The organism is Rhodoluna limnophila, assembly GCF_005845365.1.
GTDB lineage: Bacteria > Actinomycetota > Actinomycetes > Actinomycetales > Microbacteriaceae > Rhodoluna > Rhodoluna limnophila.
On sequence record NZ_CP040509.1, the window covers coordinates 319,251 to 340,867 of the forward strand.

Annotated in this window: 21 protein-coding genes and 2 tRNA genes; 17 read left to right on the plus strand and 6 right to left on the minus strand. The window is 54.6% G+C overall.

The genetic code is table 11. The annotated features are described in order from the left end of the window. The first annotated feature begins 20 nt into the window (after positions 1-20). Entirely contained in the window at positions 21-1,046 is a 1,026-nt protein-coding gene (gene ilvC, locus FFA38_RS01570) for a ketol-acid reductoisomerase (protein WP_138275068.1), read from the plus strand. A gap of 311 nt (positions 1,047-1,357) precedes the next feature. On the opposite strand, the gene FFA38_RS01575 is transcribed toward ilvC, so the two are convergent. Beyond that, positions 1,358-1,939, minus strand: coding sequence for a hypothetical protein (locus FFA38_RS01575; protein ID WP_138315325.1), 582 nt, complete (start codon positions 1,937-1,939; stop codon positions 1,358-1,360). 115 nt (positions 1,940-2,054) lie between these two features. On the opposite strand from FFA38_RS01575, the gene serA reads away from it, so the two are divergent. Further along, positions 2,055-3,644, plus strand: a complete 1,590-nt coding sequence (serA, locus tag FFA38_RS01580; RefSeq protein WP_138275070.1) for a phosphoglycerate dehydrogenase — start codon at positions 2,055-2,057, stop codon at positions 3,642-3,644. 61 nt (positions 3,645-3,705) lie between these two features. On the opposite strand, the gene FFA38_RS01585 is transcribed toward serA, so the two are convergent. From FFA38_RS01585 to FFA38_RS01595, 3 genes are read right to left on the minus strand one after another with little or no spacing between them, the layout of a single operon-like run. After that, entirely contained in the window at positions 3,706-5,349 is a 1,644-nt protein-coding gene (locus FFA38_RS01585) for an FAD-dependent oxidoreductase (protein ID WP_138315326.1), read from the minus strand. A gap of 32 nt (positions 5,350-5,381) precedes the next feature. Continuing rightward, a complete protein-coding gene (locus FFA38_RS01590; protein WP_138275072.1) occupies positions 5,382-5,717 on the minus strand; it encodes a rhodanese-like domain-containing protein in 336 nt (111 codons plus the stop codon). Positions 5,718-5,761: 44 nt separating this feature from the next. Beyond that, positions 5,762-6,019 carry a metal-sensitive transcriptional regulator gene (locus FFA38_RS01595; protein ID WP_138275073.1) on the minus strand — a complete coding sequence of 86 codons (258 nt, stop codon included), beginning with the start codon at positions 6,017-6,019 and terminating at the stop codon, positions 5,762-5,764. Between the two features lie 88 nt (positions 6,020-6,107). Between FFA38_RS01595 and FFA38_RS01600 the strand changes: the two genes are divergently transcribed. The 8 genes from FFA38_RS01600 (at position 6,108) to FFA38_RS01635 (ending at position 12,237) form a co-directional block, all read left to right on the plus strand. Then, positions 6,108-6,482 carry a rhodanese-like domain-containing protein gene (locus tag FFA38_RS01600; protein ID WP_138315327.1) on the plus strand — a complete coding sequence of 125 codons (375 nt, stop codon included), beginning with the start codon at positions 6,108-6,110 and terminating at the stop codon, positions 6,480-6,482. Positions 6,483-6,493: 11 nt separating this feature from the next. Beyond that, positions 6,494-7,108: a class I SAM-dependent methyltransferase gene (locus FFA38_RS01605; protein ID WP_138315328.1), complete on the plus strand. Its 615-nt coding sequence runs from the start codon at positions 6,494-6,496 to the stop codon at positions 7,106-7,108. Positions 7,109-7,160: 52 nt separating this feature from the next. Beyond that, on the plus strand, positions 7,161-8,198 hold the full coding sequence (locus FFA38_RS01610; RefSeq protein WP_138275076.1) for a 3-isopropylmalate dehydrogenase: 1,038 nt from the start codon (positions 7,161-7,163) through the stop codon (positions 8,196-8,198). A 29-nt stretch (positions 8,199-8,227) separates the two neighbouring features. Then, positions 8,228-9,322, plus strand: coding sequence for a branched-chain amino acid aminotransferase (locus FFA38_RS01615; protein WP_138315329.1), 1,095 nt, complete (start codon positions 8,228-8,230; stop codon positions 9,320-9,322). A 14-nt stretch (positions 9,323-9,336) separates the two neighbouring features. After that, on the plus strand, positions 9,337-10,092 hold the full coding sequence (locus tag FFA38_RS01620) for a fumarylacetoacetate hydrolase family protein (protein WP_138315330.1): 756 nt from the start codon (positions 9,337-9,339) through the stop codon (positions 10,090-10,092). A 43-nt stretch (positions 10,093-10,135) separates the two neighbouring features. Further along, positions 10,136-11,650, plus strand: a complete 1,515-nt coding sequence (gltX, locus tag FFA38_RS01625) for a glutamate--tRNA ligase (protein WP_138315331.1) — start codon at positions 10,136-10,138, stop codon at positions 11,648-11,650. Between the two features lie 44 nt (positions 11,651-11,694). Next, positions 11,695-11,766, plus strand: a tRNA-Gln gene (locus FFA38_RS01630). 81 nt (positions 11,767-11,847) lie between these two features. Next, positions 11,848-12,237 (plus strand): hypothetical protein, encoded by a 390-nt coding sequence (locus FFA38_RS01635; RefSeq protein ID WP_138315332.1) that lies wholly within the window; start codon positions 11,848-11,850, stop codon positions 12,235-12,237. A 32-nt stretch (positions 12,238-12,269) separates the two neighbouring features. On the opposite strand, the gene FFA38_RS01640 is transcribed toward FFA38_RS01635, so the two are convergent. After that, the gene (locus FFA38_RS01640; protein WP_138315333.1) at positions 12,270-12,917 is read right to left on the minus strand and encodes an MBL fold metallo-hydrolase; all 648 of its coding nucleotides are present in this window, start codon (positions 12,915-12,917) and stop codon (positions 12,270-12,272) included. A 76-nt stretch (positions 12,918-12,993) separates the two neighbouring features. On the opposite strand from FFA38_RS01640, the gene FFA38_RS01645 reads away from it, so the two are divergent. Further along, complete coding sequence (locus FFA38_RS01645; protein ID WP_138315334.1) at positions 12,994-15,015, plus strand: heavy metal translocating P-type ATPase; 2,022 nt, start codon at positions 12,994-12,996, stop codon at positions 15,013-15,015. A 60-nt stretch (positions 15,016-15,075) separates the two neighbouring features. Further along, positions 15,076-15,148: transfer RNA gene (locus FFA38_RS01650), tRNA-Glu, on the plus strand. A 46-nt stretch (positions 15,149-15,194) separates the two neighbouring features. Here FFA38_RS01650 and FFA38_RS01655 read toward each other — a convergent pair. Continuing rightward, on the minus strand, positions 15,195-16,427 hold the full coding sequence (locus FFA38_RS01655) for an MFS transporter (protein ID WP_138315335.1): 1,233 nt from the start codon (positions 16,425-16,427) through the stop codon (positions 15,195-15,197). A 51-nt stretch (positions 16,428-16,478) separates the two neighbouring features. On the opposite strand from FFA38_RS01655, the gene leuC reads away from it, so the two are divergent. The 5 genes from leuC to FFA38_RS01680 are packed head-to-tail and all read left to right on the plus strand — an operon-like array spanning position 16,479 to position 21,617. Then, entirely contained in the window at positions 16,479-17,900 is a 1,422-nt protein-coding gene (gene leuC / locus FFA38_RS01660) for a 3-isopropylmalate dehydratase large subunit (RefSeq protein WP_138315336.1), read from the plus strand. After that, a complete protein-coding gene (leuD, locus tag FFA38_RS01665; RefSeq protein WP_138275085.1) occupies positions 17,900-18,499 on the plus strand; it encodes a 3-isopropylmalate dehydratase small subunit in 600 nt (199 codons plus the stop codon). Before leuC ends, leuD begins: the two co-directional genes overlap by 1 nt. Positions 18,500-18,507: 8 nt before the next feature. Next, on the plus strand, positions 18,508-19,821 hold the full coding sequence (murA, locus tag FFA38_RS01670; protein WP_138315337.1) for a UDP-N-acetylglucosamine 1-carboxyvinyltransferase: 1,314 nt from the start codon (positions 18,508-18,510) through the stop codon (positions 19,819-19,821). A gap of 6 nt (positions 19,822-19,827) precedes the next feature. Beyond that, entirely contained in the window at positions 19,828-20,610 is a 783-nt protein-coding gene (locus FFA38_RS01675; RefSeq protein ID WP_138275087.1) for a lysophospholipid acyltransferase family protein, read from the plus strand. Positions 20,611-20,612: 2 nt separating this feature from the next. After that, positions 20,613-21,617: an NAD(P)H-dependent glycerol-3-phosphate dehydrogenase gene (locus FFA38_RS01680; RefSeq protein WP_336470569.1), complete on the plus strand. Its 1,005-nt coding sequence runs from the start codon at positions 20,613-20,615 to the stop codon at positions 21,615-21,617.

Consider the following 21,617-nt stretch of genomic DNA (forward strand, 5'->3'; position numbering starts at 1 on the left):
AGAAAACAAGGAGATACAAAGTGGCTGAAATCTTTTATGACAAGGATGCAGACCTTTCGATCATTCAGGGTCGCAAAGTTGCAGTACTTGGCTATGGTTCACAGGGACACGCACACTCACTAAACCTGAAGGACTCAGGCGTGGATGTTGTTGTTGGTCTTCCTGCAACCTCAAAGTCAAAGGCAAAGGCTGAAGAAGCTGGCCTAAAGGTTCTAACCCCAGGCGAGGCTTCAGCATGGGCAGACGTAATCGTTGTTCTTGCACCAGACCCACGTCAGCGCGACCTATACAACGAGGACATTGCTCCAAACCTAACCGCAGGTAAGGCACTTGTTTTCGGTCACGGTTTCGCAATCCGTTACGGCTACATCACCGCTCCAGAGGGCGTTGACGTATTCCTAGTTGCTCCAAAGGGCCCAGGCCACTTGGTTCGCCGCGAGTACGAGGGTGGCCGTGGTGTGCCAAACCTAATCGCAGTTCACCAGAACGCAACCGGCTCAGCATTCGAGCTAGGTCTTTCATACTCAAAGGCAATCGGTGGAACCCGTGCGGGCACCATCAAGACCACCTTTGCTGAAGAGACCGAGACCGACCTATTCGGTGAGCAGGCTGTTCTTTGTGGTGGCGCTTCACAGCTAATCCAGTACGGTTTCGAGACTCTAACCGAAGCTGGTTACCAGCCAGAGGTTGCTTACTTCGAGGTTCTACACGAGCTGAAGCTAATCGTTGACCTAATGTACGAGGGTGGCATTGCTAAGCAGCGTTGGTCAGTTTCTGACACCGCTGAGTACGGTGACTACATCTCAGGCCCACGCGTCATTGGCCCAGAGGTCAAGGAGCGCATGCGCGACGTACTAACCGACATCCAGGACGGCACCTTCGCAAAGCGTTTCGTTGCTGACCAGGATGCAGGTGCTCCAGAGTTCCTAGCGCTACGCGCCAAGGGCGAGGCTCACCCAATCGAGGCAGTTGGCCGCACCCTGCGCAAGCTGTTCTCATGGATCAAGAACTCAGACGACTACCAGGAAGGTAACGCAGCTCGCTAATTCGAGTCGCGTTCCGGTAGGAATCCTAAAGACCCCTCACTTCGGTGGGGGGTCTTTTTTGTGCTCCCTTGGCGCCATGGCTATCCGAAAGCGGGAAGCGGACAGAATTTAGTTGTATGCTATACCCCTAGGGGTATACAATAAATACATAAACTTTTTGTAGGAGGAAAGTATGTGTTCACCAGCACTTTGCAGCTCATGCAACAAGGTCACCTGGACCGGTTGCGGAGGCCACATTGAAGAAGCTCTTGAGGGTGTTCCTCAGGATCAGCGCTGCACCTGCAACGACTAATTCACGAAATCGATTGATTTCAGGGGATAAGGGTCAACTCCACCAAGGGGTTGGACCTTACTTCTTTAACAAAGTCAGTGTCTCCCCGTTCCCAAGCTAGAGCCGTTGCAAATTGAACGTTCACCTCGCGCCCTAGAATCTCCTCGGCTTTTGCAACGGCGCGAGATGCCTCGATTCGGCTCACGTTTCCGATTAGAAGCAGGTCGACTTCTTTGGGTGTGGCAGCAGTCTGTCTTGATAACCGGGCAGCCCATACGCCAAATAGGTAGGCGTGGTCGATTCCATCTAACCCAACCAGCAGTGGCGGCAGTACAGCGGCTGGTCCGTAGCTAAAAGCTACGATCTGGCTAACTGAGTCGAACAGCAGGTGGAGTTTATTGGCTTGGATGAGCCTTGCTCGACCAACAGTTTTTTGAACCACCAATTGCCCATCGAGCAGCCGGTCAACCTCGCGCATAGCGGTTGGCAGGCTTGTGCCAGCAAAGTCGGCCAGATGGCTAATTGCAAAAAATTCATCTGGATTCATAAATAATTCGGCCAAAATGAGCCCTTGAACGTCACTTTTCATCAGTGGGGAGAGCTTAGCGGCAGCAACTTTCATTTAACCAAGTATAAGTTATGTTTAATGAAAGTTAGCCTGATGATTTTGTCTGGATTTGACCCTAAACTTGTTCCTGTCGCCAAATTCGAGGCGCAACAATCACAAGGATGATGAATTGACTAAGCCAGTAGTTCTAATTGCAGAAGAGCTTTCTCCAGCGACCGTTGAAGCCCTCGGTCCAGATTTTGATGTAGTGAATGTTGACGGCACTGACCGCCCGGCACTGCTTTCCGCTTTGGCAAAGGCCGACGCAATTTTGGTTCGCTCAGCCACTCAGGTTGATGCTGAGGCTATTGCTGCTGCACCTCAGCTGAAGGTTGTTGCTCGCGCTGGTGTTGGTCTAGACAACGTAGACATCAAGGCGGCCACAGCTGCCGGTGTAATGGTTGTCAACGCACCGACTTCAAACGTTGTTTCAGCTGCTGAGTTGGCCATTGCCCAGATGCTTGGCCTGGCTCGTCACATTCCTGATGCCAACCAGTCGCTAAAGGCTGGCGAATGGAAGCGCTCACAGTTCACCGGCGCCGAGCTTTACGAAAAGACCGTAGGTATCGTGGGCCTTGGGCGCATCGGTGGTTTGGTTGCTGCTCGTCTAGCCGGATTCGGCGTTGAGCTGATCGGTTACGACCCTTACATCACCCCGGCACGCGCCGAGCAGATGGGCGTAAAGCTTGCGACCCTAGACGAACTAATGGAGAAGTCAGACTTCATCACCATTCACATTCCAAAGACCCCGGAAACCACCGGAATGATCTCTACCGAGCAGTTCAAGTTGGCCAAGCCAAACCTCCGCATCGTCAACTGTTCTCGCGGTGGAATCATCGATGAGGCCGCACTTTACGAGGCGCTTAGCACCAACCGTATTGCCGGTGCGGGTCTTGACGTGTTCGTCACCGAGCCTCCAAAGGAGAGCCCGCTACTTGGCCTGAAGAATATCCTGGTAACTCCTCACCTTGGAGCATCTACCGATGAGGCGCAGGAGAAGGCTGGTATTTCGGTTGCCAAGTCGGTTCGTCTGGCTTTGGCCGGCGACTTGGTGCCAGACGCTGTAAACGTTGCTGGCGGCAACATCGATGCTTCAGTGAAGCCGGGAATCAACCTAATTGAGAAGCTCGGTCAGGTGCTGTTCGGTATCTCTGGTGGAAACGTGTCAGCCATCGAGGTTGAAGTTCGCGGAGAAATCGCCGTTCACGATGTTTCTGTGCTCAAGCTAGCCGGCCTCAAGGGCTTCTTCCAGAACGCCGTTACCGAGCAGGTTTCATACGTGAACGCGCCATTGATGGCCGATGCCCGAGGCATCGACGTCAAGCTGACCGTTGATACAAACTCTGAGGAGTACCGCAACGTCACCACAATTAAGGCCACTCTGCCGGATGGCACAACTGCCTCGGTGTCGGGAACCGTAACTGGCCCTAAGTTGCACCAGAAGATTGTCAACATCAACGGTTACGACGTGGAGCTTGGCCTGGCTGAGCACCTTGTTTTGATGGTCTACGCAGACCGCCCAGGTATCGTTGCGGTTTACGGCAAGGCCTTTGCCGATGCCAACATCAACATCGCCGCCATGCAGATTGCCCGCCAGCAGAAGGGCGGCAAGGCTCTGTCTGTTATCACTGTTGATTCACCGGTTGCTGCCGATGTCCTTGAAGGAGTTCGCGTAGCCATCGAGGCTGACGTCATGAAGGCCATCGACATCCAGGCTTAATTGCTTGGCCGAGACAAATGCAAAAACCCCGAGCAATCTGCTCGGGGTTTTTGCTTGAACGTTAGTTTCCGGCGCGCGCTAGGGCGTCCATGCCTGCTCGCCAGGTGATGAAGCCACCGTCGAGGTTTCTGACCTTCATGCCGTGCGCCTTCAAGATCTGGGTGGCGGTGTGTCCGCGCTGGCCAACCGCACAGTGCACGATTACGTCCTCTGCTTGAATCTGGTGCAGGTGATCGCGAAGTTCATTTACATCGATGTTCACGGCACCAGGAATGCTGGAGAATTCATGCTCACCTGTGGTCCGAACGTCGACTAGCTGCGCCCCGTTTGCCATTGCGCTGCTCAGCTCATGCCACTGGATGGTCGGGGTGTTTCCGGTGATGACGTTGTTGCCGACGTAACCGGCCTGGTTGATGGCATCTTTGGCCGAACCAAACTGCGGTGCGTATGCCAACTCGAGGTCCATCAAATCGTCCACCGTAAGGCCAGCGTAAATTGCGGTTGCAATCACATCGATTCGCTTGTCGGCACCATCTTCGCCGGTAGCTTGGCCGCCAAGAATCTTGCCGGTTTCTGGGTCGAAGAGAACTTTTAGCGAGACTCTCTTTGAGCCAGGGTAGTAACCGGCGTGGTTGCTCGGGTGCAGGTGAATGACCTGGTGAGCGATTCCAGCGCGCTTAGCGGTCTTTTCGGTCAACCCGGTCACGGCTGCTACAAATCCAAATGCCCCGATGATTGCGGTTGCAACTGCTGGGTGCACGCGGGTTTCAATTCCAGCGATTGCGTCGGCAACTAGGCGGCCATGGCGGTTAGCCAAGTTTGCCAGCGGAACTAGCAAGTGCTCACCGGTTAGGTGGCCATTCTTCTCAACGGCGTCTCCGGCAGCGTAGATGTGTTCGTCGCTGGTGCGCTGCTGATCATCAACCCAAAGTCCGCCGGTAGTGCCGATTTTCAAGCCTGCCTCGCGTGCCAGCGAGTTGTCTGGTGAAACACCGGCAGCTGAGAACACCAGTGCTGCCGGAAGGCTGCGGCCATCAGCCAAGACGACTGCATCTGCGGTAACTTCTACCGGCTCGTTACCCAGTTCAAGCTTTACGCCGTTGCTGACCAATCTGGCCTGCAATGGCTCGATAACCTCTGGGTCAAACTGGCTCAACACAGACGTGCCGCGCTGAACGATGGTGGTCTCGATGCCTAGGTGAGTCAGGTTTTCAGCCAGCTCGATGCCGATGAATCCGGCACCCAAAATGACTGCCTGCTTGCCAACGTTTTCAAGAGCGGCAGCCTTGACCTCGTCAGCGTCAACCACGTTTCTCAGGGTCAGTGCGCGTTCAATTCCTGGTATCGCTAACTTCCGTGGTTTTGCACCGGTCGAAATAATTAGCTTGTCGTAAGAATCAGTGCCGGTCTCGCCGGTCTGTACATTCAACACCGATACAGTTTTGGCTGCCTTGTCAATCGAGGTCACCATGGTGTTGACCTTGACGTCAATCCGGAAGCGATCCCATAGTGATTCTGGTGTTTGAAGCAACAGTAGTTCGCGCTTGGCGATGACATCGCTAACAAAGTAAGGCAGCCCGCAGTTGGCGTAACTTACGTGCTCGCCCATTTCATAAACAGTGATCGCAGCGTCTTCTCGCAATCTACGCAAACGCGTCGCTGCCGACATTCCGCCGGCCACGCCACCAATAACGATTACCTTCATTTGATTTCCTTGGCTAAAAAATTCTGCTGTGGTTACTTAGACATCGATAGTCCCTGGCGGCGCCAGTTGGCGGTTCCACCAGAAACGTTGGTCACTTTGTAGCCCTTGCCGGCTAGAAAAGCTGCGGCCTGGGCCGAACGAGCGCCGCTCTGGCAAATCACCAAAATCTCGCGCTCAAGTGGGAGGTCGCTCAGGCGGTTCTGGACAGACCCAAGGGGAATGTGCTTTGCACCGGCAGCGTGACCAGATTTGTACTCGTGGCTCTCTCGAACATCGACCAGAAGTGCGCCATCAAGTTGCATCTCCTTGGCGCGGGCTGGTGAAACGGTTTCAAACTTCTTTTTGAACAGGTTGCCGAATAGGCCCATGATGATTCCTTTGCTAGTGAAAAACTTGAATAGATTGGCGGCTTTTAGGCCAGTGACAGAAAAGCTTTTTCGAGGGTCTCGCGGTTGGCTTTGCCCTCGGGGTCGTTGCCACACTTGGCCATGCCGGTTGAGATGATGGTGAATCCAGCACGGGTAAGTGCCGTGCTGGCAGCCGACAGCTGGGTCAGTAGTTCGGTGCAGTCGCGGCCTTCGTCGAGCATCTTCACGATGCCACCGATTTGCCCCTGAACACGGACAAGGCGGTCGCGTGCGGCTTTGAGTTCAGTTGGATCGATTTGCATGATTCTCCTTGGCTTGACCTAAATCTAGTTCTAGCATACCCTAGGGGGTATACAAATCGCCAGTAACTTTTCTACTACGGAGATCAAAATGAAGAAAAACTTGTTCAAGGTTCTCGCTACCCTTGTAGTAGCGCTTTTCGCTACTTTCTCACTATCCGCTTGCAGCAGCCAAGGACCAATTGACATGTCATCAGTTTCAGCAGTAATCGACGTTCGTACCCCAGCAGAGACCGCAGAGGGTTATCTAGAGGGAGCCCTACTTATTGACTGGCAGGGCCCAGATTTCGGAACCGAAATCGAGAAGCTAGACAAGGCTGCAAACTACGTAATCTACTGCCGCTCGGGCAACCGCGCTGGCCAGGCAATCGAAGCCATGAAGGGCCTTGGCTTCACCGGAACCCTAACCAATGCGGGCGGTCTAGACGACGCCGCTTCGGTCACCGGCCTTCCAATCGTTTTCTAAGTAGCAACACAATGGCGATGAATTCTGAGTACTGGGATGCAAAATTCGACGTACCGGAATACATCTACACCAAAGAAGTAAACCGCTTTGTAAAGCAGTTTTGTGAGCACCTCCCTGCCGGCAAGATGATTGATCTTGCCGGTGGTGAGGGCCGCAACTCAGTCTGGTTCGCCGAACGCGGCTGGCAGGCCGAGAACATCGATTTTTCAAAAAAAGCACTCACCAAAGCCTTGGCCTTTGCCGAGGAACGCGGTGTGGCTGAAAAGTATTTTGCTCACATTGCTGATGCAACCGGTTTTGAATCGGTGCTCACCCCAGTAGACCTTGGGGTGATTGCCTACCTTCAGGTCAATAATCAAGACCTCTTCGACGCAATCGACACCCTGGTAGACAACATCAAACCCGGTGGTCACCTGTTTGGCGTCTGGCACGCCCGTGAGAATCTGGTCGAGGGTTTTGGGGGACCGCAGGACCCAAGTGTCTTGCCAACTGCCAGTGAAGTTCGCGAATTTCTAGAGACACTGCCCGTTGAGATTGAAACTCTCGAAAACTTTGAGGGTCAAATTCAGACTCGTGATGGACTCAAGCCATCGACCACACTTGTTCTTATGGCCAAGCGCCTCTAGTAGGCACTGCTAAGCAGTAAACTCAAGGTATCAACTGCCCTGGGAGCTTCAATTGACGCGTGAATACAAGATTGCCGTAATCGGTGGGGATGGCATTGGGCCTGAAGTCACCAAAATTGCTTTGGAAGCAATGAACCGAGCCACCGCTGGTTCGGGAGTTGAGTTCAAAACCACAGAGTTTGACCTAGGCGCCCGCCGCTATCTTGCCAACGGTGAGACCTTGACCGATGCAGATATGGCCTCGCTCAAAGAGCACGACGCAATTCTTCTTGGTGCCATCGGTGACCCAAAAGTGCCATCAGGCGTGCTTGAGCGTCAGCTGCTGCTAAAGCTCCGTTTTTCTTTTGATCACTTCGTCAACCTTCGCCCAACCAAGATCTACCCCGGTGTGGTTAGTCCACTTGCCGACCCGGGCAAAGTCGACTTTGTTGTGGTTCGTGAAGGAACCGAAGGTCCGTACGTTGGCAACGGTGGCGCTATCCGCGTTGGCACTCCAGCTGAGGTAGCTAACGAGGTCTCGGTGAACACCGCCTACGGTGTAGAGCGCCTGGTTCGCTACGCCTTCGAATTGGCATCGACCCGCGACCGTAAAAAAATCACTTTGGTGCACAAGCACAACGTTTTGGTTCACGCCGGTTGGTTGTGGCAGCGCACCGTTAACAAGGTTGCCGAAGAATTCCCAGGTGTAACCCACGATTACCTGCACATCGATGCCGCAACTATTTTTATGGTCACCGACCCTGAGCGCTTTGATGTTATTGTCACCGACAACCTATTCGGCGACATCATCACCGACTTGGCTGCTGCCATCGGTGGAGGTATTGGTCTGGGTGCTTCCGGAAACATCAACCCGACTGGTGAATTCCCAAGCATGTTTGAGCCGGTACACGGTTCCGCTCCAGACATTGCCGGCAAAAACCTTGCCGACCCAACCGCAGCCATTCTCTCGGCTGCAATGTTGCTAAACCACCTAAACAATCCGGTGGCAGCTGCACGAATTGAAAAAGCCGTTGCGGCTGACCTCGCAACTCGCGGCGACCAAAAGCGTTCAACCACCGAGGTAGCCGAGAGCATTTTCGCTCTCCTCTAAACCGCAAGGATTCAAGAAAGTAGCAGATCATGGCCGATCTAAAATTTGAAGTCACCCGCAACCCAAACCCAAAGCCAGATGCAGAGCGCGAGGCCATCTTGGCTGCGCCGGTCTTTGGCGCTAACCTAACTGACCACCAGGTGGTTATTGTCTGGGAGAAGGACAAGGGTTGGCACAGTGCCGAGGTAATTCCTTACGGCCCGATCATGATGGATCCATCGGCTGCTGTCTTGCACTACGGTCAAGAAATCTTTGAAGGTATCAAGGCCTATCGTCACGCCGATGGTTCAATCTGGACCTTCCGCCCAGAGGCTAACGCGGCTCGCCTGCAGCGGTCAGCACACCGCATGGCTTTGCCTGAGCTTCCGGTTGAACTATTTGTTGAATCGCTCCGTCAGCTAATTGCCGTTGATGGCGCCTGGGTTCCGCAGCCGGTTGATGAAAAGACCCTTTACATCCGTCCATTTGAAATTGCTGCCGAAAACTTCTTGGGTGTCCGAGCAGCGCACCGTGCTGAGTACCGCGTTATCGCTTCTCCGGTTGGTCCATACTTCACCGGTGGCCTCAAGCCAGTGTCGATTTGGATTGCCCTTGACTCAGCGCGAGCTGGTCGCCACGGTACCGGTGAGGCCAAGACCGGCGGAAACTATGCTGCCTCACTTCTTGCACAGGGTGAGGGCTACGAAAACGGTTGCTCGCAGGTAATGTTCCTCGATGCCGAATCAGCCACCTACATCGAAGAGCTCGGTGGCATGAACCTTTTCTTCGTCTACAAGGATGGTCACGTTGCCACCCCGGCGCTCGACGGCACAATCCTGCACGGCATCACCCGCGCATCGGTTATCCAGTTGATTAAAGACCGTGGCCTTGAGGTAGAAGAGCGCAAGATTACTCTCGACGAAATTCGCGAGGGCATCAACTGCGGCGAAATCGTTGAGGTGTTTGCCTGCGGTACCGCTGCGGTAATTACACCGATTGGGCAGTTCAAGAGCCGCGAAGAAACCATCGGTTCAGAGTCCAGTGAGCCTGGCCAACTAACTGCAAGTTTGCGTGCCGAACTAACCGGTATTCAGTACGGAACGGTCGAAGACCGCCACGGCTGGATGGTTAAGCTAGCCGACTAGAAAGAAGCCTCATCATGCGCGTTGCCAGATTCAGTTTGAACGGCGAGCCGAAGTTTGGTGTGCTTGACGGGCCTGAGCTGGTTGTTTTGGCAGGGCACCCGCTGGTGAACGGCTACGAGACCACGGGTGAGCGAGTGCCGCTACAAGAGGTCAAGTTGCTGGCGCCAATCATTCCGTCCAAGGTGGTTTGCATCGGTAAGAACTATGCCGACCACGCGGGAGAGTTGGGTCTGGCGCTCAACCCCGAGCCAACTATCTTTTTCAAACCTTCAAGCGCCATCGTCGGCCCAGGTGACCCAATCCAGATTCCGCAGCAGAGTGAGCGCATTGAGCTAGAAGTTGAACTCACTGTGGTGATCGGTCAGATTGCCAAGAATGTCTCAGAGGCAAATGCGCTGGACTACGTGTGGGGTTTCACAATTGCCAACGATGTCACGGCGCGCGACCTGCAATTTAGCGATGACCAGTGGGCTAGATCTAAGGCTTTTGATAGCTTCTGCCCGCTAGGCCCGTGGATTGAAACCGAGTTTGTTCCAGACGGTCAAATTCTTGAAAGTCGCATCGATGGTGAGACCAAGCAACAAGCCTCGATTGATCTGATGATTCACGATGTTCCGAAAATTATTTCTTACGTGAGTCAGAACATGACCCTGCTGCCCGGTGACATTATTTTGACCGGAACCCCAGCCGGAATTGCTCAGATTCAACGCGGAGAGATCATCGAATGTGAGATTGAGGGCATCGGCACCCTGCTGAACCCTGTCGTTTAGCGCCCCGCTGTAGGGCAAGCCGGTCGTTTAGACTGGAGAAACTATGTCTTCAGCCATCACAGCTCCCTTTACCGACGCCACTGGCGCCGATGTCAAAGTTCGATTCTGCCCATCTCCAACCGGTCTACCACACGTTGGCCTGATTCGAACCGCACTCTTCAACTGGGCCTATGCCCGCCACACCGGCGGTTCATTCCTGTTCCGCATTGAAGACACCGATGCCGAGCGCGACAGCGAAGAGTCATTCGAGATGATTCTCGATGCACTCAACTGGTTGGGTCTTAACTGGGATGAGGGCGTTAATGTTGGCGGCCCGGCCGAGCCTTACCGCCAGTCAGAGCGCACCCACATCTACCAAGAGGTCATCGAGAAGCTCAAGGCCTCTGGTCACATCTACGAGAGTTACCTGACCGGAGAAGAGCTTGATGAGCGCAACCGCGCAAATGGGCGTGCCGTGCAGTTGGGCTACGACAATTCTGAGCGTGAGCTAACCGAAGAAGCCAAGGCAGCCTACCGAGCCGAAGGTCGTTCACCGGCGTTGCGACTTCGAGTGCCCGATGTTGACATTACTTTTACCGACCTAGTTCGCGGAGAAATTACCTTCCCGGCAGGTTCGTTCCCTGACTTTGTTGTGGTCCGCCCGAACGGTCAGCCGCTGTACACACTGGTCAACCCGGTTGACGACGCCCTAATGGGGGTAACCCACGTGCTACGCGGTGAGGACCTATTGTCTTCTACCCCTCGTCAGATTGCGCTTTACAACGCACTCTACGAAGCCGGAATCACAAAGTTCATTCCGCAATTTGGCCACCTGCCTTACGTGATGGGGGAGGGCACCAAGAAGCTCTCGAAGCGTGATCCAGAGGCCAACCTGTTCCACCACCGCGACCGCGGGTTTATTCCAGAGGGTTTGTTGAACTATCTGGCACTGCTTGGTTGGGGCCTCAGTGCCGACCAAGACATTTTCACCATGGATGAACTGGCAGCGGCATTTGATGTCACCAACGTGAACCCAAACCCGGCCCGATTTGACCAGAAGAAAGCCGACGCTATCAATGCGGCTCACATTCGCTTGCTCGGTGCCGATGAATTCAAGGCTCGTTTGATGCCTTACCTGCAGAGCGCTGGCGTTGTCGGGGCAACTCTTTCGGAGGCTGAACAGCGAGTCCTTGATGCTGCGGCTCCGCTTATTCAGGAGCGCTTGGTTGTCTTGAGTGAGGCACCAGATTTGGTGAGTTTTATGTTCAAGACTGCCGACCAGATTGTCGTTGAAGAAGATGCCAAAGCGGGTCTGCCAGAAAACACCGTCGAAGTTCTAAACGCCGGTGTTGCTGCACTGGAGGCAATTGCAGAATCTGACTTCAAGACTGAGGTTATCCAGGCGGCACTCCAGGCAGCGCTGATCGACGGATTGGGCCTCAAGCCACGCGTGGCATTTGGTCCACTGCGCACCGGAATTTCTGGCCGTCGCATTTCTCCGCCGTTGTTTGAGTCGATGGAGATTCTCGGAAAAGCCGAGACCATCGCTCGTCTAAACGCGTTTGCTCGAGTGGCCTAACAGGGCTAAGATTGAAAGTCGAGCCCACGGCTCGGTGCATACTCTGGGGTATGGTGTAATTGGCAACACGGAGGTTTCTGGTACCTTTGTTCTTGGTTCGAGTCCAGGTACCCCAGCTTTAGAAAATGGTCTTTCCCGTCAAGGGAGAGGCCATTTTTATTTAGGTTGAGGCAATTGCAGGAGCCTAAACTATTCCAATGAATCCAGCATCAATTGCCGCTCTCAGCGTCGCTATCATCTGCGTGTTTATTGCCATGTTTCAGCTTGCACTGGCCCTTGGTGCACCGATGGGTGAGTACGCGTTTGGTGGCCAGAACGCTGGCAAACTGCCGGTTGGCTTTAGGGTTGCGTCGGTGTTTTCTCTGGCAATAAACCTCGCAATTGCCGGCCACTTCTTGGCTCAGGCATCGGTGTTGCCGCAATTGTTGCCCGCCGAACTCAATGTTTTGGCCAACTGGGGGCTGGTTGGATTTGCCGGTTTGGGTGTTCTGCTAAACAGCATTTCGAGAAGCAAAAAAGAGCGTCAAATGTGGGTTCCGGTAACCGCGCTTATCTTGATTTGCGCGGTCATAGTGGCTATCGGTTAACCGATAAATTAATCCTCGGTTGCTAATCGGGTTTAGACGCTGGTGGTTTGCCCAGGCTCGAGGTACTCAAAAACCCCGCCGCCCTGCTCGGTTACCAATTGAATTCGGCTGTTATTGAGCGCATGGCCAACTTCGCTCAAGAGCGCGTTGTGAGTCGCAAAGCTCCTTTTCGGTCGCAAAGCGGCCAGAAAATCCATGACGTCACCTATCTTCAGCCACGGGGCAGAGGCTGGGCAGGCAAGTAGCTCAACTTCGCAATCCGGCTGGGTGTAGCTGTCGCCAGGGTAGTAAAGCTTTCCGTTGATCAGCACTCCACAGTTTTGGACTAGGGGAATGCTGCGGTGGATCTCTGCGTGCAGGTCTCCAAAGAATTCGAGAGTGAATTCACCTTCGACAAAAAAGTCCCCGTGGCAAACCACGCCTAAATCAAAATTTGGTCGCGAGGCTGCCAGCCGAGAGCACACCTCGGCCGGGCCATAAATTTTTACACCCGGATTACTTGCGTAGATCCGGTCCAGTTGCTCCTCGTAGCAGTGGTCATCATGAATGTGCGTAATTACTACGGCACGAACGCCGGTGAGCTGCTCCATTGGTCGGGTATAGAACCCAGGGTCAACGATTATTTTGTCGCTACCCTCTTCGAGTAGCAGGCAGGCGTGCTCAAATTTTGTGATCTGCATGGTCTCATTCTGCCAAGTAAATCCGCCGGCCGAGACTAGGATTTGGAGGGCAAAAGATTACTGAGAGAGCAACCCAATGACGCAAGACCAACAGCACAGAGCCAAGCACTCGGCTGGTTTGCTGCGCCCATCGGTGTTCAGAAACTACCTGTTTTTGGCCAGTCCCTTTGCGATTGCGACGCTTATCTTTGACCCACTTTTGGGGCTGAGCTTGGGCTTGGTCCCTTCGGCTGCGCCAGCCATTCTCTTGGGTCTGGGCGCAGTTTTGCTAGCCACACTCACCCCAATTCTCCGGACTGCCATAGCCGAACTATCACTCCGCAAGCCGAGTGGAGCAGTGCTGACTGCAATGGCTCTAATCACCCTGTTCGGGCTGAACCTCGCCTGGAGTGTGACCGCACTGGTCGGCGCTGAACCGACTTATGCCAGCGGTTGGTGGCAATTTGCCCTCATTGTTCTGCTGGTATTGCTGGGCAACTGGCTGGCGTCCCGTGCGTTCAAGCGCATCGATCGGATCAAGAGCAACCTTGGCCAGCTGCTACCTAAATCCGCGGTGCTCCTTGACGGTGACCAGCTCCGCGAGGTTGCCGCTGACCAACTCCGCATCGGTGACCTAATCGAGGTTCGACCAGGGCAAATAATCGCGGCCGATGGCAAGGTGTTGTCAGGTTCTGCAGACGTAAATGACTTTGTCATCACCGGTTCAAGCCAAGCGGTTTTTAAGTCTGAGGGTTCTCCAGTCTGGGCCGGCACACAGACAAGTGCTGACGCCAAGCTTGGTCAGGGAATCCTGCAGATTGAGGTCGAACGCGCTGGCTCGGCCACTCACATAGGTGCGCAGCATCGGTTGCTGTTGAGCGCCGAATCCAAGCCGTCAAAACTCGAACAGACACTGCACGATGCCAGCGCCTGGGTTTTTTACGCTGCCGTGTTGATTTCTGTAATTGTGCTGGCCGCGACTGTCGCGATAGATGCCTCGCAACTGGCCGGGGCGATAACTGGGTTTGCTGCCGCCCTTTTGATTTTCTCGCCGCAGAACCTCAAATATGTGGTTGCTCCAGTGGTAATCAGTGCAATTCATCGGGCTGGCAAGACTGGCTTACAGGTGCAGGATCGAGCCTCGTTTGAAGCGCTTACCAAGGCTGACGCTGTGGTTTTTGACAAGACCGGCACTCTGACCACTGCAGAACGTTCCTTCGTGAGGGCCCGCCTGACTCATAATTCACCGTTGAAAAACATCGATGAACTTATTGCCCTTGCAGCTGGCGTTGAGGTTTTTGCCAAGCACTCGGTAGCTGCTCGTATTGTCGCCGAGGCCCAGATGCGTCGCCTCGAAATACCTGAAATTCTAGATTTCAGGGTTATTCCTGGCCAGGGTGTAACCGGCATTCTCGATGGCTCAACCATCATCGTTGGTGGTGCCGCTCTGCTAACCGGTCGCAATATCGACATTTTTGTTGGCGATCTAGTTCAGGCTGATCAGGCCAACCAGTCTGGTAACTCGGTAATTTTTGTTATTCGTGACAGCGAGCTGCTTGGCTACATCGAGTTGAGTGACATCATCCGGCCAAATGCCGACTCCGTGGTCACCCAATTGCACCTGCGCAAAAAGCGCGTCGTGCTAATCACGGGTGACGCCCACGGTGTTGCCGACTTTGTTGCCCGCCAGTTGGGAATTGCCGAGGTATACGGTGAACTTGTCCCGATTCAGAAGGCCAAAACTATCGATCAGTTGAAGACTGACGGCTCGGTGATAGCCATGGTTGGCGATGCCGAGAACGACCTCGAATCGCTTGAACGCGCAGACATCGCGATTGCGGTTGGGGTGGACGCGCACGTTGATTCCGAAGCCGCCGGTCTAATTCTGAACACCTTGAACCCGATGGCTGTGGTGCACGCGATTGATCTATCTACCAAGGCGTCTCGGGCCATCAGGGTCAACCTAATTTGGTTTGCTGGTGCGACTCTTGTGGGGCTTCCGATTGCCATCGGTGCAGTTGGTCTGCCGGCCAGTCCGCTACTAGCGGTGGCTGCCAGCTTTGTACCGGTCTGGGGTATGGCCCGCAGTGCTGGCAAATTCTTGGGCAACTCTCGCTAAGTTTGACCTCAACTAGCATCGCCGCAAAAGATGTGGCATAATCGTCAGGTTGCACAAAACGGTCCCATCGTTTAGCGGCCTAGGACACCGCCCTCTCACGGCGGCAGCAGGGGTTCAAATCCCCTTGGGATCACGAAATCTCCCTCTCGATGACTTGCTCTCGGGAGGGAGTTTTTTATTTAGTGGCGCTCAAGGCGACCAAACGCGCCCAGTCCAACAATGATCACAACCGGCACCAGGGCCGCCACATTTACACCGATGAACGCAAACGCCGCCAGCACTGATCCGGCCAGGCCGCCACCGAGGGCGCCGGCTAGGTTCATCGAAGAGTCGCTGAGCCCCTGAACGTTGGTTTTCTCGTCAGCTGGCAATGACTCGGCCAAAAGTGCCGAACCTGCGACCGTAGCGGCCGACCAGCCCAGGCCAAGCAGAAACAATCCCACCGTGACCATGAATCTGTCCTCTGAGCCAAATCCGGCAAAGCCGAGGGCAAAAACAAAAATCATTTGTCCCAGGAGGACTGTTTTTAGTCGCCCAAATTTATCGGCGAACCAGCCGAATACCGGCGAAAAGGCATACATTCCGGCAATGTGCAGGCTAATCGTGAACCCGACCACCACAAGGTCGTAGCCAAGGTGCTGCATGTGAATTGGGGTCATGGCCATTACCGAAACCATGACCATGTGGCTCAGTGCAATAGAAATTACAGCAAATTTAGCCAGGGGATAGGCCTGTAGGGTGGCCAGTGCCGAAGCAAACGAGACCTTTGGTTTGAGTCCTTTGGTCTCGGCGTTGAGTTCTTTTGCCAACAGCAGTGGGTCTGGGCGTAGGCCAAACCAAAACACCGTGGTGGCAGAAATCTGGGCAAGGATGGTGAACAGAAACGGGCCGGTCATCGTCGGAAGGCCCAAAGCCTGCCCAACGACTTCACCCGGACCAAACATGTTTGGGCCAACTACAGCGCCAACGGTCGTGGCCCAAACCACAATTGAAAGATCTCGCGCCTTAGGTTTATCGGTTGGCACATCGGTTGCGGCGAATCTTGCCTGTAGGCCAACGGCAGAGCCGCCGCCGAGCAGGAATAGCGCTACCAACAGCAGCGGAAAGACGTGCATCGCAGCAGCGGCAATAACCAAAGCTGCGCCGGAGATAGCCAGAGCGGCTCCGGATGCGAGCGAGACGCGGCGGCCCTTGGCAAAGGCCAAACGAGCCAGAGGAATTGCCCAGGTTGCGGCCCCCAAGGTGCTGAATGTTGCGGCTGCCCCTGCCCAGGCGGGCGAGCCAGAAAGTTCGGCGGCCAAAAGTGAACCAATCGAGAGGGTTGAACCTAGGCCAAACCCGCCGAGTACCTGACCAACAGTCAGTACCTTGACGGTTCGGCGCTGAATATAATCAAGGTCTTTTAGGTTCATCAAGTCAGCCTAAAAGGTAAACTTGAACTTCAATCGTTCTGAGGTGTTTGCATGACAAATAAGCCGTTAACTCTGGCTGAGAAGGTATGGAATGACCACTTGGTGGTCAAAGGCGAGAATGGCTCTCCGGACCTGCTCTACATTGACCTGCACTTGGTGCACGAGGTAACTAGCCCACAGGCATTTGACGGCCTTCGCATGGCCGGTCGACCGGTTCGCCGCACCGACCTAACCATCGCCACCGAAGACCACAACACCCCAACCTGGGACATCGATAAGCCAATCGCTGACCCAACTAGCCGCACCCAGATTGAGGCCCTTCGCACCAATGCCAAAGAGTTTGGTGTGCGAATCCACTCACTTGGTGACAAAGACCAGGGCATTGTGCACGTGGTTGGTCCACAGCTTGGTCTAACCATGCCGGGTATCACTGTTGTTTGTGGCGACTCTCACACTTCGACCCACGGTGCCTTCGGTGCCTTGGCCATGGGTATTGGTACCAGCGAGGTTGAGCACGTTTTGGCTACCCAGACTCTTCCGCTCAAGCCCTTCAAGACTATGGCGATCAACGTTGAGGGAACCCTGCGCCCAGGTGTTACCGCCAAGGACATCATCCTTGCCGTAATTGCCAAAATTGGCACCGGTGGTGGCCAGGGGTACGTGCTTGAGTACCGAGGCAGCGCGATTCGCGCACTGTCGATGGAAGCCCGAATGACAATCTGCAACATGTCAATTGAGGCCGGAGCCCGCGCTGGAATGGTTGAGCCTGACCAAACTACCTACGACTACCTAAAGGGTCGCCCGCACGCACCAGAGGGCGCTGACTGGGATGCCGCAGTTGAATACTGGAACACCTTGCCAACCGACGAGGGCGCCAAGTTCGATGCTGAAGTTTTCTTGGACGCCAACCTGCTTGACCCATTTGTAACCTGGGGCACCAACCCTGGTCAGGGCGTTAGCTTGCTCGATGCTGTGCCAAACCCTGATGACATCGATGACCCAAACGAGAAGGCCGCGGCAATGCGTGCGCTCGAGTACATGGACCTTCAGCCTGGAACTCTGATGAAGTCCATTCCGGTCAACACCGTGTTCCTTGGTTCTTGCACCAATAGTCGTATCGAAGACCTTCGAGCTGCCGCCGACATCATCAAGGGCCACAAGAAGGCCGACGGTGTTCGTTTCTTGGTTGTTCCTGGTTCGGCACGTGTTCGCCTGCAGGCAGAAGCCGAAGGCCTTGACAAGGTCTTCAAGGACTTTGGTGCCGAGTGGCGCTTTGCCGGTTGTTCAATGTGTTTGGGCATGAACCCAGATCAGTTGGCGCCGGGCGAGCGAGCCGCTTCAACCTCAAACCGAAACTTTGAAGGCCGCCAGGGTAAGGGTGCCCGCACCCACTTGGTGTCTCCTCTGGTTGCCGCTGCGACGGCGATTCGCGGAACCCTTTCATCACCTGCTGACCTTGACGGAGACAACTAATGGAAAAGTTCGAAGTTTTCACTGGCGTCGCTGTACCGCTTCGCCGCAGCAACGTTGACACCGATCAGATCATCCCAGCGGTTTACCTCAAGCGCATCACCAAGACTGGCTTTGAGGACGCACTGTTTTCGGCCTGGCGCAATGACCCTGAGTTTGTGCTCAACCAAGAGCCATACAAGCACGGCCAGGTGCTGGTTGCCGGGCCAGATTTCGGCACCGGTTCAAGCCGTGAGCACGCGGTATGGGCACTACGCGACTACGGTTTCAAGGCTGTTTTGTCGAGCAAGTTTGCCGACATCTTCCGCGGTAACTCAGGTAAGCAGGGCTTAGTTGCGGGTCAGATCACCGAAGAAGACACTGAGAAGCTCTGGGCGGCAATTGAGGCCAATCCTGGTTCATCAATCACCATCAATCTGGTTGAGCAAACCGCCACGATTGGTGACCTAACCGTTCCGTTTGAGATTGATGAATACACTAAATGGCGTCTGCTCGAGGGCCTAGATGACATCGGTCTAACCTTGCGCGACGAACAGGCAATCACCGATTTTGAAGCCAAGCGCCCAGCCTGGATGCCTAAGACCCTTCCAATCAAGAACTAAGGAGACCGATGAGTCAGATCACCGTTACCGGTGGCAAGCCACTAATCGGCCGAGTTGACCTCAAGGGTGCCAAGAACCTAGTCACCAAGGCTATGGTTGCCGCGCTGCTGGGTGAGACCCCGAGCGTTCTCAAAGACGTTCCGTTCATCAGTGACGTCGACATTGTTTCGAGACTTCTTCAGCTTCACGGAGTGGCCATTAGCCACTCTGAAGACGGCGTCATGAGCCTGGATCCAAGCAATGTTGCCTCGGCACGCATGGTTGACATCGACGCACATGCCGGATCTTCTCGAATTCCAATTCTTTTTTGTGGCCCGTTGCTGCACCGTCTGGGTGAGGCATTCATCCCTGGTCTCGGCGGCTGCCACATCGGTGATCGCCCAATCGACTACCACTTTGAGGTGCTTCGAAACTTCGGAGCTGTCATCGAAGAACTCGAGAACGGCACCCGGCTATCGGCACCTCGTGGGTTGAAGGGCGCAAAAATCAGCCTGCCTTACCCATCGGTGGGTGCAACCGAGCAGGTATTGCTCACCGCAACCCGTGCCGAGGGTCTTACCGAACTTTCTGGCGCGGCGATTGAGCCTGAGATCATGGACCTCATCGCAATCCTGCAGAAGATGGGCGCCATAATCTCGGTAGACACCGATCGCGTGATTCGCATCGAGGGTGTTAAGGAGCTAAAGGGATACACCCACCGCGCTCTGTTTGACCGCAACGAAGCTGCCTCATGGGCTTGTGCTGCGTTGGCCACCAAGGGAGACATTTTTGTTGGCGGAGCCCGTCAGCAAGAAATGACCACCTTCTTGAACGTATTCCGCAAGGTTGGCGGCGCCTTTGAAATTGAAGATGAAGGCATCCGCTTCTACCACCCGGGTGGCGACCTCAAGCCGGTAGTTCTTGAAACTGACGTACACCCTGGTTTTATGACTGACTGGCAGCAGCCACTGGTGGTAGCTCTCACCCAGGCCAAGGGTTTGTCGATCATCCATGAGACTGTTTATGAGAACCGCTTTGGCTTTACTGACGCACTGGTTCAGATGGGCGCGCAGATTCAGATTTATCGTGAGTGCTTGGGCGGTACCGCTTGCCGATTTGGTCAGCGAAACTTCAACCACTCTGCGGTTATTTCTGGCCCAACCGAGTTGCACGCAGCTGACATCCGGGTGCCTGACCTTCGTGGCGGTTTTAGCCACATGGTGGCAGCGTTGGCTGCCAAGGGCACCTCAAACGTGACCAACGTGCAGCTTATTTCACGAGGATACGAGCACTTCTTGCAGAAGTTGACTGACCTCGGCGCCGACTTCAGCTACAGCGAATAACCGACCATGGCAAAGTCCAAAAAAGCACTTCCAATGCCGAAGATCAAGTCTCCGGAACTCAACCCGGTGCTGGCAATGGTGGCAGCCATCCTTATTCCGATCGTGCGTGCCATGTTTCGGATTTGCCCGACCGGCCAAGAAAAATTGCCGAAGCAGGGCCCGTACATCTTGGTGGCCAATCACGTTACCAACGTTGATGCTCTAGCGGTTGCCTATTTTGTCTATCGAGTGCTCAAGCGGGCACCGCACTTTTTGGCCAAAGAGGGGCTTTTTCGGGTTCCGGTTATCGGCTCAATCCTTCGGGCGGCTGGGCAGATTCCTGTCTACCGTTCGGGCCAACGCAACGACGCTCCGATGCGCGCTGCCAACGCCTTTTTAGAGGCCGGCCACACCATCGCGATCTTCCCAGAGGGCACACTCACTCGCGAGCCAAATCTTTGGCCAATGCGCGGTAAGTCAGGTGCCATCCGTCTGGCTATTGAAACCAATGTGCCGGTTTACCCAATGGCCCACTGGGGCAGTGAGCAGATTCTGCCGCAGTACGGTAGCAAATTTAGACCGGGATTCTGGAAGCCGGTTGACATCATCGTTGGCGATGAAATCAATCTGGATAAGTACCGGAAAAGGCAACTAACCCCGGCCGAACTGCATGAGGCTACCGATTTGGTGATGCACGAAATCACACTATTAGTCGAGAAACTCCGCAAAGAATCAGCCCCGGCTGAGCGTTGGGACCCAGTGAAGGCTGGGCAAACTGTTGCCGGAAACTTCAAGAAAGAGAGCAAGTAACCGTGACCAAGATTGCTGTAATGGGTGCGGGTAGCTGGGGAACCACCTTTGCCAAAGTTCTTGCCGATAATCCTGAAAATCAGGTCACCCTTTGGGCTCGCCGCGAAGACGTGGTCGAAGAGATCAATGAAGACCACCGCAACGGCGATTACCTGCCGGGCATCCACCTTCCGGCTCACCTAAAAGCTTCGAGTGATGTCGCCGCAGTCCTAGAGGGTGCTGAGCAGGTTTACCTGTCAATTCCTTCGCAGACTCTGCGTTCCAACCTTGAATCCTGGGGGCCGCTACTTCCGCCGAAGGCCATCCTGGTCAGCTTGATGAAGGGCGTCGAGAAAGACACCGGTCTGCGTATGAGTGAGGTTATTGCCGAGGTCACTGGTTTTGCCAAGGAGCAAATTGCAGTGGTCTCTGGTCCAAACCTTTCCCTAGAAATTGCAGCTGAGCAGCCAACCGCCTCTGTGGCTTCGAGCATCAACCAAGAGACTTCTCAGGCGGTAGCAAAATCGGCTACCAACGAGTACTTCACAACTTTCACCAACTCCGATGTAATCGGCACCGAGTTTGGCGGAATCCTCAAGAATCTAATTGCGGTAGCCATCGGAATCGTCAACGGTGTTGGCTACGGAGAAAACACTAAGGCCTCAATCATGACCCGCGGCCTGGCCGAGCTGACCCGTTTTTCGGTGGCATACGGTGCCGAGCCAAACACTATGGTCGGGCTTGCTGGATTGGGTGACTTGATTGCCACATCTGAGTCGCCACTTTCGCGTAACCACAAGGCCGGCGAGATGCTGGGCAAGGGATACACACTCAAAGAGGTTCAAAAGCGAATGTCTCAGACGGCAGAGGGCCTGGCTTCGGTGGCTCCAATTCTTCAACTGGCCAAAGCCAAGGGCGTATCGATGCCGATTGTTGAGCAGGTTCAGTTAGTGCTGCAGGGCAAGTTGGCGCCAAAGGACATTGCGCCGCACCTAACCAACGGCACCCTGGGCCCGGTCGGGGAGTAA

Bases quoted from the DNA above. Each gene is read 5' to 3' on its own strand.
- FFA38_RS01575 (WP_138315325.1), bottom strand. From the start codon at position 1,939: ATGAAAGTTGCTGCCGCTAAGCTCTCCCCACTGATGAAAAGTGACGTT.
- FFA38_RS01585 (WP_138315326.1), bottom strand. From the start codon at position 5,349: ATGAAGGTAATCGTTATTGGTGGCGTGGCCGGCGGAATGTCGGCAGCG.
- FFA38_RS01590 (WP_138275072.1), bottom strand. From the start codon at position 5,717: ATGGGCCTATTCGGCAACCTGTTCAAAAAGAAGTTTGAAACCGTTTCA.
- FFA38_RS01595 (WP_138275073.1), bottom strand. From the start codon at position 6,019: ATGCAAATCGATCCAACTGAACTCAAAGCCGCACGCGACCGCCTTGTC.
- FFA38_RS01600 (WP_138315327.1), top strand. From the start codon at position 6,108: ATGAAGAAAAACTTGTTCAAGGTTCTCGCTACCCTTGTAGTAGCGCTT.
- FFA38_RS01605 (WP_138315328.1), top strand. From the start codon at position 6,494: ATGGCGATGAATTCTGAGTACTGGGATGCAAAATTCGACGTACCGGAA.
- FFA38_RS01615 (WP_138315329.1), top strand. From the start codon at position 8,228: ATGGCCGATCTAAAATTTGAAGTCACCCGCAACCCAAACCCAAAGCCA.
- FFA38_RS01620 (WP_138315330.1), top strand. From the start codon at position 9,337: ATGCGCGTTGCCAGATTCAGTTTGAACGGCGAGCCGAAGTTTGGTGTG.
- gltX (WP_138315331.1), top strand. From the start codon at position 10,136: ATGTCTTCAGCCATCACAGCTCCCTTTACCGACGCCACTGGCGCCGAT.
- FFA38_RS01635 (WP_138315332.1), top strand. From the start codon at position 11,848: ATGAATCCAGCATCAATTGCCGCTCTCAGCGTCGCTATCATCTGCGTG.
- FFA38_RS01640 (WP_138315333.1), bottom strand. From the start codon at position 12,917: ATGCAGATCACAAAATTTGAGCACGCCTGCCTGCTACTCGAAGAGGGT.
- FFA38_RS01645 (WP_138315334.1), top strand. From the start codon at position 12,994: ATGACGCAAGACCAACAGCACAGAGCCAAGCACTCGGCTGGTTTGCTG.
- FFA38_RS01655 (WP_138315335.1), bottom strand. From the start codon at position 16,427: ATGAACCTAAAAGACCTTGATTATATTCAGCGCCGAACCGTCAAGGTA.
- leuC (WP_138315336.1), top strand. From the start codon at position 16,479: ATGACAAATAAGCCGTTAACTCTGGCTGAGAAGGTATGGAATGACCAC.
- leuD (WP_138275085.1), top strand. From the start codon at position 17,900: ATGGAAAAGTTCGAAGTTTTCACTGGCGTCGCTGTACCGCTTCGCCGC.
- murA (WP_138315337.1), top strand. From the start codon at position 18,508: ATGAGTCAGATCACCGTTACCGGTGGCAAGCCACTAATCGGCCGAGTT.
- FFA38_RS01675 (WP_138275087.1), top strand. From the start codon at position 19,828: ATGGCAAAGTCCAAAAAAGCACTTCCAATGCCGAAGATCAAGTCTCCG.